Annotated in this window: 14 protein-coding genes; 1 reads left to right on the plus strand and 13 read right to left on the minus strand. The window is 62.2% G+C overall.

Annotated features, from left to right (window positions below; all coding sequences use genetic code 11):
• Positions 1-196: 196 nt before the first annotated feature.
• The 13 genes from NKI95_RS25955 to NKI95_RS26020 all read right to left on the minus strand — a co-directional run bounded on the left by NKI95_RS25955 (position 197) and on the right by NKI95_RS26020 (position 13,308).
• Positions 197-469, minus strand: coding sequence for a DUF2274 domain-containing protein (locus tag NKI95_RS25955; RefSeq protein ID WP_352720248.1), 273 nt, complete (start codon positions 467-469; stop codon positions 197-199).
• Between the two features lie 11 nt (positions 470-480).
• Positions 481-1,698 (minus strand): TraB/TrbI/VirB10 family type IV secretion system protein, encoded by a 1,218-nt coding sequence (locus NKI95_RS25960; RefSeq protein ID WP_352720341.1) that lies wholly within the window; start codon positions 1,696-1,698, stop codon positions 481-483.
• 10 nt (positions 1,699-1,708) lie between these two features.
• Complete coding sequence (gene trbG, locus NKI95_RS25965; protein WP_352720249.1) at positions 1,709-2,737, minus strand: P-type conjugative transfer protein TrbG; 1,029 nt, start codon at positions 2,735-2,737, stop codon at positions 1,709-1,711.
• Complete coding sequence (gene trbF, locus NKI95_RS25970; protein ID WP_352720251.1) at positions 2,727-3,458, minus strand: conjugal transfer protein TrbF; 732 nt, start codon at positions 3,456-3,458, stop codon at positions 2,727-2,729. The genes trbG and trbF overlap by 11 nt, the downstream gene beginning before the upstream one ends.
• Entirely contained in the window at positions 3,459-4,781 is a 1,323-nt protein-coding gene (gene trbL, locus NKI95_RS25975; protein ID WP_352720253.1) for a P-type conjugative transfer protein TrbL, read from the minus strand. It lies immediately after the preceding gene.
• Between the two features lie 35 nt (positions 4,782-4,816).
• Entirely contained in the window at positions 4,817-5,542 is a 726-nt protein-coding gene (gene trbJ / locus NKI95_RS25980) for a P-type conjugative transfer protein TrbJ (RefSeq protein WP_352473678.1), read from the minus strand.
• A complete protein-coding gene (trbE, locus tag NKI95_RS25985) occupies positions 5,539-7,989 on the minus strand; it encodes a conjugal transfer protein TrbE (protein WP_352720255.1) in 2,451 nt (816 codons plus the stop codon). The genes trbJ and trbE overlap by 4 nt, the downstream gene beginning before the upstream one ends.
• Positions 7,983-8,255 carry a VirB3 family type IV secretion system protein gene (locus tag NKI95_RS25990; protein WP_352720256.1) on the minus strand — a complete coding sequence of 91 codons (273 nt, stop codon included), beginning with the start codon at positions 8,253-8,255 and terminating at the stop codon, positions 7,983-7,985. Before NKI95_RS25990 ends, trbE begins: the two co-directional genes overlap by 7 nt.
• Entirely contained in the window at positions 8,255-8,563 is a 309-nt protein-coding gene (locus tag NKI95_RS25995) for a TrbC/VirB2 family type IV secretion system protein (RefSeq protein ID WP_023680310.1), read from the minus strand. Before NKI95_RS25995 ends, NKI95_RS25990 begins: the two co-directional genes overlap by 1 nt.
• 11 nt (positions 8,564-8,574) lie before the next feature.
• A complete protein-coding gene (gene trbB, locus NKI95_RS26000; protein WP_352720257.1) occupies positions 8,575-9,543 on the minus strand; it encodes a P-type conjugative transfer ATPase TrbB in 969 nt (322 codons plus the stop codon).
• Positions 9,540-9,953: a CopG family transcriptional regulator gene (locus NKI95_RS26005; RefSeq protein WP_352547797.1), complete on the minus strand. Its 414-nt coding sequence runs from the start codon at positions 9,951-9,953 to the stop codon at positions 9,540-9,542. Before NKI95_RS26005 ends, trbB begins: the two co-directional genes overlap by 4 nt.
• 120 nt (positions 9,954-10,073) lie before the next feature.
• Positions 10,074-12,101: a conjugal transfer protein TraG gene (locus NKI95_RS26010; protein WP_352495884.1), complete on the minus strand. Its 2,028-nt coding sequence runs from the start codon at positions 12,099-12,101 to the stop codon at positions 10,074-10,076.
• 973 nt (positions 12,102-13,074) lie between these two features.
• Entirely contained in the window at positions 13,075-13,308 is a 234-nt protein-coding gene (locus NKI95_RS26020) for a hypothetical protein (protein ID WP_352720262.1), read from the minus strand.
• A gap of 302 nt (positions 13,309-13,610) precedes the next feature.
• Here NKI95_RS26020 and NKI95_RS26025 point away from each other — a divergent pair, with 302 nt between their 5' ends.
• Positions 13,611-13,784, plus strand: a complete 174-nt coding sequence (locus NKI95_RS26025; protein ID WP_352720264.1) for a KTSC domain-containing protein — start codon at positions 13,611-13,613, stop codon at positions 13,782-13,784.
• Positions 13,785-14,218: the final 434 nt, after the last annotated feature.

A 14,218-nucleotide genomic window follows, 5' to 3' on the forward strand; every position in this document is an offset into this window, starting at 1 on the left:
TCGCCAGTACGGACGGCAGCTTTCAGGATCGTTGGCAATACCGCTGAATGGCGAACTTTCAGCGCAGAGCCGGCATTGGTTCGGGGCAGATCAGCTCGTCTATTGTGCCCTGTGTTTTCGGCTTGCCGCCGGCAAGTTGCTTCAATGCATTCGCCCGCCTAATAAGGTGCCCCTCGGACTCACTGGTCGCTGTCACTTATTCGGACCCTGAAATTGGCTGCCGTTGCGATTTCTCTGACTTGTCGACGACAGGGAGCCCTTCCTTTCTGGCCTTGGCAAACGCTCGATCGCTCTCCAGGAACTCCGCCAGCATGAACGGGATGAGTTCCGCTACCGATTCGGACTCGCCATAGGTCTGACGATAAAGCGCTGCATAGTCCTTCAGTGCTTGGTTCAGGTCTGCACTTACGCTTATGGTGATCTTCGAAGGAGTCCGGTCCGGAAGTTTGGCGAGTTTCAGATTGGTCATGATGACTCCGGTCAATTCGGGTACGGCCGCAGCACAAGATCCTTGTGCACGATGACGCGCAGTGGCCAACCGGGCCGGACAGTGATGGTGGGTTGGATATTGAGGTTCTTCTCGGTGATGCGCTGGCCAGCTCGACTGACGTTCTGCTGAGCGGATTCGCGGATTGCTTTGACCAGGTCGCTTTCGTCTTCCCCGAGGCTCAGCTCGGTGCCGACCCCTACCAACGTGGCCAGCGCAACGCCTTTGATCAGCTGCCAGGTGTGGAAATCCACCTTGTCCTCAAGCCCGGCATAGCCGGCGGTGTCCGTCGCCGGCAGATTGTCGATTTCGATCGAAGAGCCGTCGGGCAGCAGTATCCGTTGCCAGACCAGCAGCGCGCGCCTTTGTCCAAAGGCAACAACGCTGTCATAGGTGCCAATCAGGCGAGAGCCTTGCGGAATGAGCAAGGTGCTGCCGGTGACTGTGTCGTGCACATTCTCGGTGACCTGTGCGACGACGAGGCCGGGCAAGTCGGAATTGATGCCAGTGATCAGGCTCGCTGCGATGACGCTGCCGGCCATCAGCTGATACGGCGAAGCCGGCGTCTGCAGTGCATGCAGATTGTAGATTCCACTTGTGTTCCGCTGGCTGACAAAATCGAGCTTGCGCTGTTGATTGTTTTGGTCGCCCTCGGCCGGTGCAACGGAAGCTGAATCGCGTGCGGCATCGGATTGTGGAGCCGTTCCATCAAAGGGTGGACGCCCGCCCTGCCCGTTGCCGGCGGCATCCGCTTGCCGGGGTCGATTTTCGATCCGGAAGAAGACTTGCGATTCGCGCGCCTCGATCGCCTGCTGGGCAAGGCGCTGCTCCTCCGCCGAAACCTCCTGGCCCGGCGCGATGCCCAGCTGGCGTTGGTGCTCAAGGATGGGGCGGCCGAGGTCGCCGGGCAGCGGTGGTCCAAGCACCGGAGGCTTGGGCTTGATCCCGGAATAGTCCTTAGGCAGCCTTTCAATTGCCTCCGCGGTTGGCTTCCGCTCAGTGTTGTAAAGCTCTTCAGCCTGCTCTTTGATGCGCAGCGCCGGTCCCTGCAGCGCCATCATGGTGACGCCTAGAACGGTCCCGGAACCAACAGCAGCAATGGCGACAATAATGCCGCGCTTGAAGCGCACAGCGCGGCGAGGCGAGGCCCGCAGCTGCAGCTGTTCTGGATCGAGTTTCGGTGAAGCATCGGAGCGGGAAGTATCCGTCATGGGCCGTCCCTCACATGCTGGAACGCGAAAAGAGCAATTTCCGCAGCGGCGCTTGCCTGCCGTCGGTCCTCGTGATGCGCACCACCTGTTGCTGCTTGGCGCCGAGGCGCAGTTCGGCCGCGGCGAAGAGGCGATCGACAATGTAATAGTTGCCGCGTATGCGGTAGTTGACGAGCTGGTTGTCCCCGTCAGCACCGACGATGAAGAGCGGCGGGGCCTCACCCTGATCGATGCGGCGCGGAAACTCGATGTAGACCTTGCTGCCATCATCGAACGCGCGCGTCGGCCTCCAGGGCGGTATGTCGCCGGTAATCGAATAGCGGAAGCGAATATTTTCGAGAGCCACATTCGACGCCACTGGCATAGCAGCCTCGGCCTGCGCATCGCGCCGGCGTAGCGCGATAATCTGGTCCTCGCTGTAGGTCCAGGAGATTGCCGCCATGGCGGTCTTATCCGTGCTTTGAAGCTGCAAGTGATAGCTTCGCCGGTCCGTGGTGATCACCAGATTGGTGGCAAGTCCTGGCGCGAAGGGCTTCACCAGCACATGGGTGCGCTGGTCATCGCCGGAGCCACTGACGGTGTCGCCAATTACCCAGCGCACTGTATCGCCGGCCGACACGGATTGGAGTTTCTCGCCTGACTGCAGAGCGATATCGCTGACGCGCTCCGGTGCGGCATAGAGCTGGTAGAGCGCGCCTTCCGCAAAGGGGTAAACCTGCACCGCATTCACATAGCCATATTTGGTGGGTTGCTGCGTCGCCGCCTTGTTGGCATCGGCGACACGTTCTTCAGGCGAGCGCCTGTCTTCAGCAGCCTTGCCCGGCTCGGGCTGCAACTGGCCGGGCAGCGGTAGCGGTTTCGGCACTTCCACGACTTTGACGGGCTTCTCCGGCGCCTTCTCGATTGCCGCCGGTTGGAACTTGGCAGCATCATAGGAAATCTGAGGTAGCGGCACCGGCTTCGAGGCACAGGCGGAGATGACCGCAGCCGACGTCGACAGGACCAGCGCAGTGCGGAGCGACGAGAGTCTATTTATCATTGGCGGGCTCCTTTGGGGGAACGGAAGTCTGCGCGGCACTGTCGAGCTCGCGCGACCAGTCGATGGCATTGATGAAGACGCCGAGCGGGTTTTTGCGCAGCTGATCGGTATTGTTCGGCGGCCGGATCACAATGGTGAGGATCCCGGTCCAACGCGTTGTGCTGGCGAGGCTGCCGCGCTCAAAGACCTGCTCGGTCCATTTGACTTGAAAGGAGCTGTCGGACGCTCGAACCACGCTCGTCACCTGCACCGAGACGCTGCGCGTGCCGATCTTGCCGAACGGGTCGTTGGCCTTAGTGTACTCGTTGAGAAAGAGGGCTCCGCGGTCGGTGGCAAAGTCGTAGGCCGAGAGCCAATTCTGCCGCACCAGCACCGCATCGGTGGAAACAGAGCGGACATTCTGGATGAAGCGGCCGAGATGCCAGGCGATCTGGGCATCGGTGGGCTCGTAGTCCCGGATTGCTGGAGCGACGGCGCGCGCCTCGCCGAAACGATCAACCTCGACGACATAGGGCACGACGCAGCCCTGCATCGACTGCCACAAGAGTCCACCAGAGAGCCCGGTGGCCAGAGCGAGGCAGCCAAAGGCCATCAGGCGCCAGTTCCTTGCCTGCACGCGCGCAGTGCCGATGCGCTCGTCCCAAAGTTGGGCGGCCTTCTGGTATGGTGTGACGGGGTGGGGCGTTTTCCCGTAACGCTGAACAGGTCGCTTGAAGAGCATCTAGTCTTCCTTATCGTTGAGAGAGGGGTTGGCGCCGCTTCCACCCCGATCGCCATCGCGGACGGCCTGCGTGGCGGCGTGGCGATGGGCGCGCGCGGTCTGTTCGGAACGCAAGCGCCTCGCCCACGCCGGCGCGGCATTGGCACCTGACGCGGCAGGGTTTCCGGTCATTGATGCGGTCGGCGTGCCGCCCGTCGCGGTCCAGGCGGCATCGCGGCCGGCATCGGCGCTGCGCCGGAATGGTTCTGTTGCAGATCGCATTCCCCGAATCGCGGCGCCGCCAGCTGCGCCGGCAACGCCCTGCAGTCCAGCAGCTACGCCGGAGAGGCCGGACTCGGGCGATGTTGCACGCCTCATCTGCCAAGCTGTGGAAGCAGCCGATCCCATGGCCGTGCCGGCTCGAACGGCGGCGAGACCGCCGCCGGTTGCCATGCGCGCGCCGGCAAGCGCCGCACCTCCGGCAACGAGCGTTGATCCGGCGGCCGCCGCGGTGGTTCCGAGTGCGGCTCCCGCGCCAAGCTGCGGCGCGCCGGAAACAAGACCCGAGGCAATTCCCGGTCCGAAAATGCCGAGCCCAAGCAGCGCCAACGCGCCCAGTACCTGTGACATGGCCGCGGCCAAGTCCGGCTCCTTGCCTTGCAGGGCGGAAGCGAACTCGCCGAAGAGCGTGGAGCCGATGCCGACGATGACGGCAAGCACCATCACCTTAATGCCCGACGAGATCACATTGCCGAGCACGCGCTCGGCCAGAAACGCCGAGCGGTTCCAGAGCGCGAAGGGCACCAGAACAAAGCCGGCCAATGTGGTGAGTTTGAACTCCAGGATGGTGATGAAAAGCTGGATGGAAAGGATGAAGAAGGCGATGAGGACCAGGAACCAGGCGAGAAGCAGCACGAAGATGGTCAGCGCGTTGCCAAAAATCTCGGGGAAGCCGACTAGCTGGCTCGCTTGATTGAGCAGCGGCCAGGCGCCCTCGAAGCCGGCCGCGGCAATGCGGCCTGGCCGCAGGAGACTGTCGGCGGACAAATTGCCGGACGAAGCGTTGATGCCGAGCCCGGCAAAGGAGCGGTAGATAATGTCGGCAAGGCTTCTGAAATTGTTCAGGATGAATGCGAAGGCGCCGACATAGAGCACCTTTCGGACGAGCCGACCGAGAATATTGGGTTCGCCGCCGAACGCCCAGACCAGGCCCGCCAGCGTGATGTCAATGCCGATCAGGATGGTAGTGAGAAAGGCGACGTCGCCCGAAAGCAGACCGAACCCGCTGTCGATATAGCGGATGAAGGTCTGCATAAAGCGATCGATGACGCCGAGGTCATTCATGTCGCCGTCTTCCTCGTTGTCTTGAAGACTGCTGATCAGTTGCCGGGATAGGCCGTACCGGTGCCCAGGAAACGCTTCGTCGTCTCGCGGGCGGCTTCCTCAGACTGCGCCTTGCGGGCAGCATCTTCGGCTTCAGCCCGGAACTGGGTCGCGAGCAGCGTCTGGATCTGCATCTGCTGCTTGGTCGAAAGCGCGATCAGCTGATTGGTGGCCTGGCTTGCCTCAAGGGCACCTGCCGCGCCCTGACTGCGGTTGACGAGATCGGTAAGCAGGTCGCCGTCGGCCCGCACGTTCTCCACGATCTGCGACTGCGCGCTCATGGTTTGGCGGAACGCCTGCATGGCGTTTTGCCAGCGCTCGCGCGCGGCGCTCGCCACATCGTTGACCTCGATTGTGGCGTCGTAGCTTTCCGGATATTGCACACGCCACTGGTTCTGAAGCTTGTCGAGATCGAAGCTCAGGCCGCTGGCCTGGGTCATCAGGCCGTCGATCCGTTGGAGCGAACCTGTGAGCTGGCCCACGGAAGAAAAATCCAGGCGCTGCAGGTGCCGCGCCATGTTCTGCAGCATCGTCGCCTGGTTCTGAAGCGACTGGATCTGGTTGTTTATCTGCTCCAGGGAACGTGCCGCTGTCAGCACGTTCTGCGCATAATTCGACGGATCGAACACGATCAGGGCGTGGGCCGGCTGGACGTAGTCGGCCATTGGTTTTGCGATCAGGGAAACGGTGATCAGGCTGGTGAGAAGGCGGCGCCGCATCATGACGATTGCTCCTTGTCTGGTTGAGGGAATTGCTGGAGAAGCTCGGCAGCCCAATCGAGGCCGCGCGCAATCAGAAACCGGGCGGCAAAGCCCTCCTGTCCGTGCTCTGACAGCACCTTGTCGATTAGGGTCTGCGTGGCCGGATCAGAGGCGCCGCAGAGCGCAAGAGCGATCGGGCCGAGCCCGAGCTCGAAGAGGCGGTTGCCGCGGCGCGACTGCAGATAATACTGGCGCTTCGGTGTGGCACGGGCGACCAATTCGATTTGCCGCTCGTTCAGGCCGAAGCACTCATAGGCTGCCCGCACCTGCGGTTCCACGGCACGGTCATTGGGAAGAAAAATGCGCTGTGGGCAGCTCTCGATGATTGCCGGCGCGATCGACGAGGCAGCGATGTCTGCAAGTGACTGCGTGGCGAAAATGACGGAGACGTTCTTCTTTCGCAGCACCTTCAGCCATTCACGGATGCGGGCGGCAAAGAGAGGGTTGTCGAGATAGACCCACGCCTCGTCGAGCATCAGCAGCGTCGGCCGTCCGTCGAACCGCTCCTCGAGACGATGGAACAGATAGGTGAGCACCGGGAGCACAGCGCCTTGGCTGTGCATCAGCTCTTCGGTCTCGAAACACTGCACATCCGACAAAGCCAGCCGATCTTCATCGGTATCGAGCAGACGCCCGAACGGGCCATCGAGCGTGTACGGCATCAACGCGGATTTCAGCGCATTGGACTGAAGCAGGACCGACAATCCAGTGAGCGTGCGTTCCTGCGCCGGCGCGGTGGCAAGGCTGGTCAGGGCCGACCAGATCGCCTCCTTCACCTCCGGCGTTACGGTGACATTCTCATGGGCGATGAGGCCGGCGATCCATTCGGCTGCCCAGCTGCGGACAGCCTGGTCATTGATATTGCGCAGCGGTTGGAAGGCAAGCGCACCGTCCGCACCAAGCCCATGGTGCTCTCCACCCATGGCGAGTGTCGCCGCGCGGGCCGAGTTGCCCTTGTCGAAGACATAAACCTGTGCGCCGGCATAGCGGCGGAACTGCAGAGCGACGAGGGCAAGCAGAACCGACTTGCCGGCACCGGTCGGACCAACGATCAGCATGTGACCGACATCGTCAACATGGGTGGAAAGCCGAAACGGTGTCGACCCGTTGGTCTCTGCGAAGAGAAGCGGCGGGGATTCGGTCCCAGTCACGTTGGCGAGATGCTCGTTATCCACCGGACCGGCCCACGCCGACGACAGCGGCATGACATGGGCAAGATTCAGCGTGTGAACGAGCGGCTGGCGAACGTTAGCGTAGACATGACCGGGCAACGAGCCGAGCCACGCCTCGACCGCATTGATGCTTTCACGGATCGTGGTGAAGCCGAGCCCATTGACTATGCGCTCAACCGCTCGGAGCTTTTCCGCGGCGGCCTGTCGGTCCTGGTCCCATACCGTCACCGTTGTGGTGAGATAGCCGAAGCCGACGTGATCGCCGCCCAATGCCTGAAGGGCGGCATCCGCATCGAGCGCCTTGTTGTCGGCGTCACTATCGACGAGAGGGACGGGTTCGTTGGTCACGACCTCGCGCAGGATGGCTGCGACCGATTTGCGCTTGGCAAACCACTGACGGCGCAACCGGGTCAGTGTCTTTGTGGCTTCCTTCTTGTCGAGCGGGATGAAGCGCGTCATCCAGCGGTAGGCGAAATCCTGATGGTTGAGCGCGTCGAGGATCCCTGGCCGGGTGACGTTCGGGAAACCAAGGATGGTGAGGGTGCACAGATGCTGCTCACCCAGCATCGGCTCCAGGCCGCCGGTAAGCGGCGCGTCAACCAGAACACCGTCGAGATACATTGGCGTTTCCGGCATGGCGACCGGATGGCGGTAGGTCGAGATTGTGCCGTGCAGATAGGTTAGCGTCTCGGCATCATCGAGGGCGCGCACTTCCGGCATGAAGCCGGACAGCAAATCCAGGACGCGGTCGGTCTCGTCGCGAAACCACGCCAGCTCCTGGCGCCAGTCTCTAGCCCCTCCCGAATGATGCGAGTCGACCAGTGCGCTTTCCGCCCGCGCCTGGCCATCTGGCGCCGGCATGAAGACCAAGGTCAGATGATAGCGACTCTCGAAGTGCGCGACCTTGCCCTCGAAGGCCGCGCGCCGTTCCTCATCGACCAGCCATGAGGCAGCATCGGGAAAAGCCGAGCTCGGATAGCCCAGCGCTTCAACGCGCTCGGCCTCGAAAAACAACCCCCATCCGGAGCCCAACCTTCGTAGCGCATTGTTGGCTCGTGCGCAGATGCCGACCAATTCGGCTTCGGTCGCGCTTTCAACGTCGGGGCCACGGAACCGGAAGGTTCGCTGGAAGCTACCGTCTTTATTGAGCACGATGCCGGGCGCGACCAAAGCGGCCCAGGGCAGATGATCGGCAAGCCGATCGGCTTTGCCGCGATACTCCGAAAGGTTCAGCATGCAAGCCACCCCTTCAGGCGAAGATGACGGACAAGCACGCTGGCGAAGTCCGGATCGCGGCGAGCGGCAAAGACCGCGAGCGTGTGGCCGGCGATCCAGAGCGCCAGTCCGGCGATCCACTGCTGCAGGCCAAGGCCTATTGCCGCGGCCACCGTGCCGTTGAGGATCGCCACCGCTCGCGGCGCGCCGCCCAGCAGGATCGGCTCAGTCAATGCCCTGTGAAGGGGGACTTCGAAACCCTCGATATGCTGCTCTCCGGGGGCCATCAGACGAGTGCCCCGCCGCCGAAGGAGAAGAACGAGAGAAAGAAGCTCGATGCCGCGAAGGCGATCGACAGGCCGAAGACAATCTGGATCAGCCGGCGAAAACCGCCTGCCGTGTCACCGAAAGCAAGGGTCAGGCCGGTGGTGATGATGATGATCACCGCGACGATCTTGGCGACCGGTCCCTGCACCGACTCAAGGATCTGCTGCAGCGGCTGTTCCCAAGGCATGCCGGAGCCCGCTGCGTGGGCCGGGACGGTGAGAAGAAACGCGAGCGCGGTGGACGAAAGGAAGCGAAGCTTCTTGAGCATGAGGTGACCTTTCAAAACTGCTGGAGTTGCGGAAGCGTGAGCGGGGTGACGGCGTAATCACCGCTGCTGTCGAGACCGGTGACCTCAGCGATCGCGTCAATGCGGCGCGAGGATCCGCGCCCAGCGATAAAGACGATCAGATCTACCGCATCAGCGATGAGGCGGCGGGGAACGGTGACGACGGCTTCCTGGGCGAGCTGCTCGATACGGTAGAGAGCGGAGCGCGCCGAATTGGCGTGAACCGTCGCGATGCCGCCGGGATGCCCGGTGTTCCATGCCTTCAGCATGTCCAGGGCTTCCGCGCCCCTGACTTCGCCCACGATGATGCGGTCGGGTCTGAGCCGCAGGGTCGAGCGCACGAGATCGGCGAGCGTGACCGCCCCCCGCCTCGTCCTCAAGGCAACGCAATCCTTCGCCGCGCATTGCAGTTCGCGCGTGTCCTCGATCAGGATCACCCGCTCGTCGCAATCGGCGGCTTGTGCCAGCAGCGCATTGGCAAGTGTTGTCTTGCCCGACGACGTGCCGCCGGCGACCAGGATGTTGCGCCGCTCGCGGACCGCCTTCTTCAGCGCATCGGCCTGCAGCGGCAGCATGACCCGGTCGGCGACATAGTCGGCCAACGTGTAGAGTTTCGCCGCAGGCTTTCGGATGGCGAAGCATGGCCCCAGCACGACAGGCGGCAGCAGACCCTCGAAGCGCTCGCCCGATGGCAATTCGGCGCTGACAATCGGATTGTCCGCATGCGCCTCGGCGCGCACGTGGGAGGCGACCAGGCGGATGATGCGTTCGGCCTCAGAAGGATGCATGTGCACGCCGGTGTCTACCCGGCCTTCACCCAACCGGTCGAGCCGCAGCGCACCGTCGGGATTGACCATCACCTCAATGACGGTCGGATCGGCAAGGGCTTCGGTGATCGCCGGACCCATGGCGGTGCGCAGCATGGCGCGGCGGCGATGGTCGGCTTCCGGATGAGAACTCATCCTTCCCCTCCCCTGCGATCGTCGGTGCCAAGTGACCGTTTCCCGGAAGCGATTTGGCGGCCGACCTGTTCGACGAATTTGTCGAAGCGCTCCTGGGCAATCGCTTGCGTGGCCCTGTCCGGCACCGGCGTGTGAGCATGAAGCGTGATCGAAAAGCGGATGAAGAGCGCCAGGCTCTCCAGGATCATCTCGACATCGCGCCTGACATGTCCGAGGTCGCGGGAAAGACGGTCGAGCCTCTTGCCGTAGCGCTGGTCGAGTTCATTCTCCCCACGCCGCTCGATAAAGGTCTCGACCGCGTGCGCCACAATGGCCGATTTGGTGGTCGATGGATTGCGGCTGAGGTTCTCCAGCTTCTGGCTCAACTCGGGTTCAAGCAAAAACTGGTGACGAATGCGGTGGGGCTTCATGCTGCTCGTTCCCTCTGACCGGCGCTGATGCACCGGCGACGGGAACGAGCATCGTCGAGATCCTCGAAATCGCTTACGGCCGTTATCTACGCTGAGATGCGCCCGCGTATGGCGCGCCGTTCAGAAGCCGGGCACGATGTCCTTGTCGTCGCCCATTCCCTCGTTGAGGCCGTACGCACGTGCGGCGGTGGAAATCCGATCCATGACGCGCTTGTCGGCGAGCGTCTCGCAGTCATCGTCTGCGGGCGTGAACAGATCGCCTTGATCAGGCTCCTGGACGACGAGGGTCCGTTCTTCGCGCAGGCCCGGATGGCGCTGCTGCTGGACACCTCCGTCTTCGATTGCCGCGCCGGCACTGTCGTCATCGCCAGCAAGACGCCGATCCACGCCGCGCACCTGTCCGCTCCAATCGTCCGGGCGCGACGTGGGCCGATCCGCGTAGGCACCGTCGCGCAGCACCGGCGAAGGCAGCACTCGCTCCGTGAAATTCGGATCCTGGTAATAACGCAACTTCTTGGCGCGAATCGGCGGCAATCCCGAAACCAGGATTAGTTCGTCAGCCTGCGGCAACTGCATCACCTCACCCGGCGTCAGCAGGGGGCGAGCGGTCTCTTGGCGGCTTACCATGACGTGGGACAACCAGGGCGCCAACCGATGGCCGGCATAGTTGCGCATCGATCTGAGTTCCGTCGCGGTACCGAGCGCGTCCGAGATGCGTTTGGCCGTGCGCTCGTCATTTGAGGAAAAGGCAATCCGCACATGGCAATTGTCGAGAATGGCGTTGTTCTCGCCATAGGCCTTGGAGATTTGGTTCAACGATTGCGCTATCAGATAAGCGCGGATGCCGTAGCCTGCCATGAAGGCGAGCGCAGTCTCGAAGAAGTCGAGCCGACCGAGCGCCGGAAATTCATCCAGCATCATCAGGAGCTGATGCTTGCGGCTCTTCTTTGGATCGCCCTCCAGGCGCTCGGTCAGCCGCCGGCCGATTTGATTGAGCACCAATCGCACCAGGGGCTTAGTGCGCGAGATATCCGACGGCGGCACGACCAGATACAGCGACATCGGTCGCTCGGCATCCACAAGGTCGGCAATGCGCCAGTCGCAGGCCGATGTTGCCGCGGCCACCGTTGGATCACGATAGAGCCCGAGAAACGACATGGCGGTCGAGAGAACGCCTGAGCGCTCGTTCTCTGACTTGTTCAGCACCTCACGAGCCGCCGAGGCCACGACCGGATGGACCTGGGGCTTGTCCACCGTGCCGAGGTGGTTTGTGGTCATCATCCGCTGCAGTGTCGCAGCGAATGAGCGTTGCGGGTCCGACAGGAAGGTGGCGACACGGGCGAGTGTCTTTTCCTCTTCGGCGTAGAGCACGTGCAAGATGGCGCCAACTAGGAGTGAATGACTGGTCTTCTCCCAATGGTTCCGCCGCTCCAGCGCGCCTTCCGGATCGACGAGAATGTCGGCGATATTCTGAACGTCGCGGACCTCATCTGGACCTTTGCGCACTTCCAGCAGCGGGTTGTACCGCGCCGATCTCGGATCGGTCGGATTGAACAAGAGACAGTGCGAGAACTTCGACCTCCAGCCAGAGGTCAGCTGCCAGTTCTCGCCTTTGATGTCGTGAATGACGGCCGAGCCGGTCCAGGAAAGAAGGGTTGGAACAACGAGTCCGACGCCCTTGCCCGAACGTGTCGGCGCAAAGGCCATGACGTGTTCTGGTCCGTCATGGCGCAGATAGCGATAATTCAGTCCGCCAAGGAAAACGCCGGCCGGCTGAAACAGCCCCGCCTTCTCGATTTCCAGCTTCATGGCCCATCGTGAGGACCCATAGGTGGTGACCAACCCCCGCTGCCGTGCGCGCCAGAGGGACCCAGCTATCGCGGCGGCACAGCCCAGGAACCCGCTGGCTCCGGCAAGTATGCCAGCCTTGTCGAAGACTTCAGGCGCATAGGCGTCAAATTGGAACCACCATTCGAACAGTTTCCACGGCTGGTAGATCGGCCAGCCGACTGTCACAAACCATGGCGCGCCGAGTGGCGGCTGATAGGAGAGCATGTGGGCGCACCATTGGGTTGCAGTCCACACGCCAAGAATGACAATTGCGAATACGACAGCGATCTGCCCAATCAGCAACTTCGTGGGTGTCAATGGCTTGCTCCGCTCTTCTGGCCAGACGGACCAAACATCGCGCCGAGCGATGAGAATTCGAACGGCCGCTATGTGCGACTAGGTGCGATGACAAGGTTGATAGGCATTGTTCAGCTGCGAACAGCGAAAATCCGCCGCAGCAACCGATCGGCGGTGCCAGGTACGCGGTTTGGTCGCAGAAGATGTTGGGGCTTCAGGCGCGGGCACATTGAAGATGTGCTGACAGACAAACCTTTGGAGCCGACGCGTTTGTGCGAGTAGCGAGCTGAAAGGCTCGGCGAGAAGTCGTCGTTCTCAATCGGGCGACGGGGGATACATCGGCGAAGACGGCATAAGGCAGGATGGGCCAGACCGAGCCGACGGCAAGGTCGTAGCCAAGGCCGTGGAGCGCATAGCGCCTGGCCGGGAGGCCGCCGCCAGTCAGGCTTACGCGGCGCGTCGTTGAGCGAGGTGAAGACCCGAACGGGCTCGACAAGGGTCCACGGCGGTCACAATGTTGTGGTGGTGATCGCAGTAGACGCGATCCGGCGAAGTTGGCCCAGCACAAAAACGATAACCGCCGGGTACAGAAGCGTCTTCGCTCACCGGGAAGCGGCACTGACAGAGGCCTAGCTGAATGAGGGGGACGTCTCTCGAAGTTGGTCTGATATTTTCAGGCATGATGGTTTCCTAGTTCGTAGCAATTACCAGCTGACGGCCGCAGTGCGACCCGTCGGGACGAGCTTCTCTCGTTTTGGAGGGCTATGGGTCACCATATGGTGTTGGTAGCACCATCAATGAAGCCCTACGCCCTGCTTCTGAAGCCAATAGTTTGCGACTTAAGGCCACACGCGCGAACGCATTAGCAATCTACCATCGTGTCCCCGAGGCACTCGCCCGCCGCGGTTTGCCGGCGGCGGGGTGGCACTGGCTTGTGGCGCCCTAGGCCCACTCGCGGCGCTCGCACTCGATCTCGGTGCGGGTTTCCCTTGTCTCATCGCCCTGTCAGCGCCTTGCAAATGAGCGAAACCAAGCTGTCGCGCGCTCGCTCATGGAGCGCGCCGTTTGGCCGCCATGCAAGGAAATCATCAACGCTCATCCAATCAGCCGGGTTTGTGTCGGCGTCTGGCTGACTGAATTCCACATACAGATGCAGTTCGTCCGGCACGAAGACGGCCCTCCACAATCCTTCGATGTCATTGGCAAGGTTGTAGGCGAGGACGGTCATGGCGGGGCACTCCTTTCGCCGTGGAGCGTGCCTATCTCACGGGAAAATTCCATCACCAGAAGTTAGTATTGACGCTCGCGCTTTCTCAGAAATCCAACGTCCGCGTGATGCCGAAAGGTGCAGCCAGCTTTTTGTGCATCTCGATTGGGAACACGGGACCGCCGCGAAAGTTCGGTGCACGCAGCGAATCCTCCCCCTCCAGGTATTGCTGCAGATCGGTATCCCGATCGGCCCGCGCTCCCCGCAAGGGCGCGGGCCTCGGCCTGTGGTGCTCATATCTACTTCGATCCGCAAGATGGAATATGATCTGGATAGAAGGACCCCCTCGGTGTGGTTCGTCGCCAGCGGCAAGCGGCGAGTTTGAGGGGGTACCGCCGGAAACCTTTGCCGCGTTCCGGGCCGCGTTCGCCAAGGGCCGCTATTTCAACGACCATATCCGCAACAAATTTCCGCTACCATCTGGTTGCGAGCGATGACCCGGGATGACCAGACCTGCCGGCGGCTTAATCGGTCCTGTCGCTCCAACCGGCGGTTAGTAGACGCGTTGCCGCTGTGGCGCTTAGGGTTGGTTACGGGTGCGCGCTCACTTGGCAAGCCCAACCCCCCGCATCCCCCCGCCTGGTGCAAAGCGTTTGATCGGTCCCGCCGTTCTGGCAGTGCGGCGGGACTTTTTTGCGGTCCAGGTGGAGCATCGGCGCGCGGGGAAGGCGCGGTGCACGCAGCACCTTTTCTCATCCAACGTACGCGGTGGCGCGCTGAAGGGTCTCGACGTCGGTCTGCCGCCGGAGCTCAACTAGCTGGACTATTGCTCGACCGGAAGCGGCTCGTGCTGGGACTCAGCGTGGTGGAAGACCTGTCCAAGATCGCGCGCGTCGAACGTTTGGCCGCAGACTGGGCAGTAGACCAAGTG

The organism is Mesorhizobium sp. M0306 (assembly GCF_040321655.1).
Classification (GTDB): Bacteria; Pseudomonadota; Alphaproteobacteria; order Rhizobiales; family Rhizobiaceae; genus Mesorhizobium.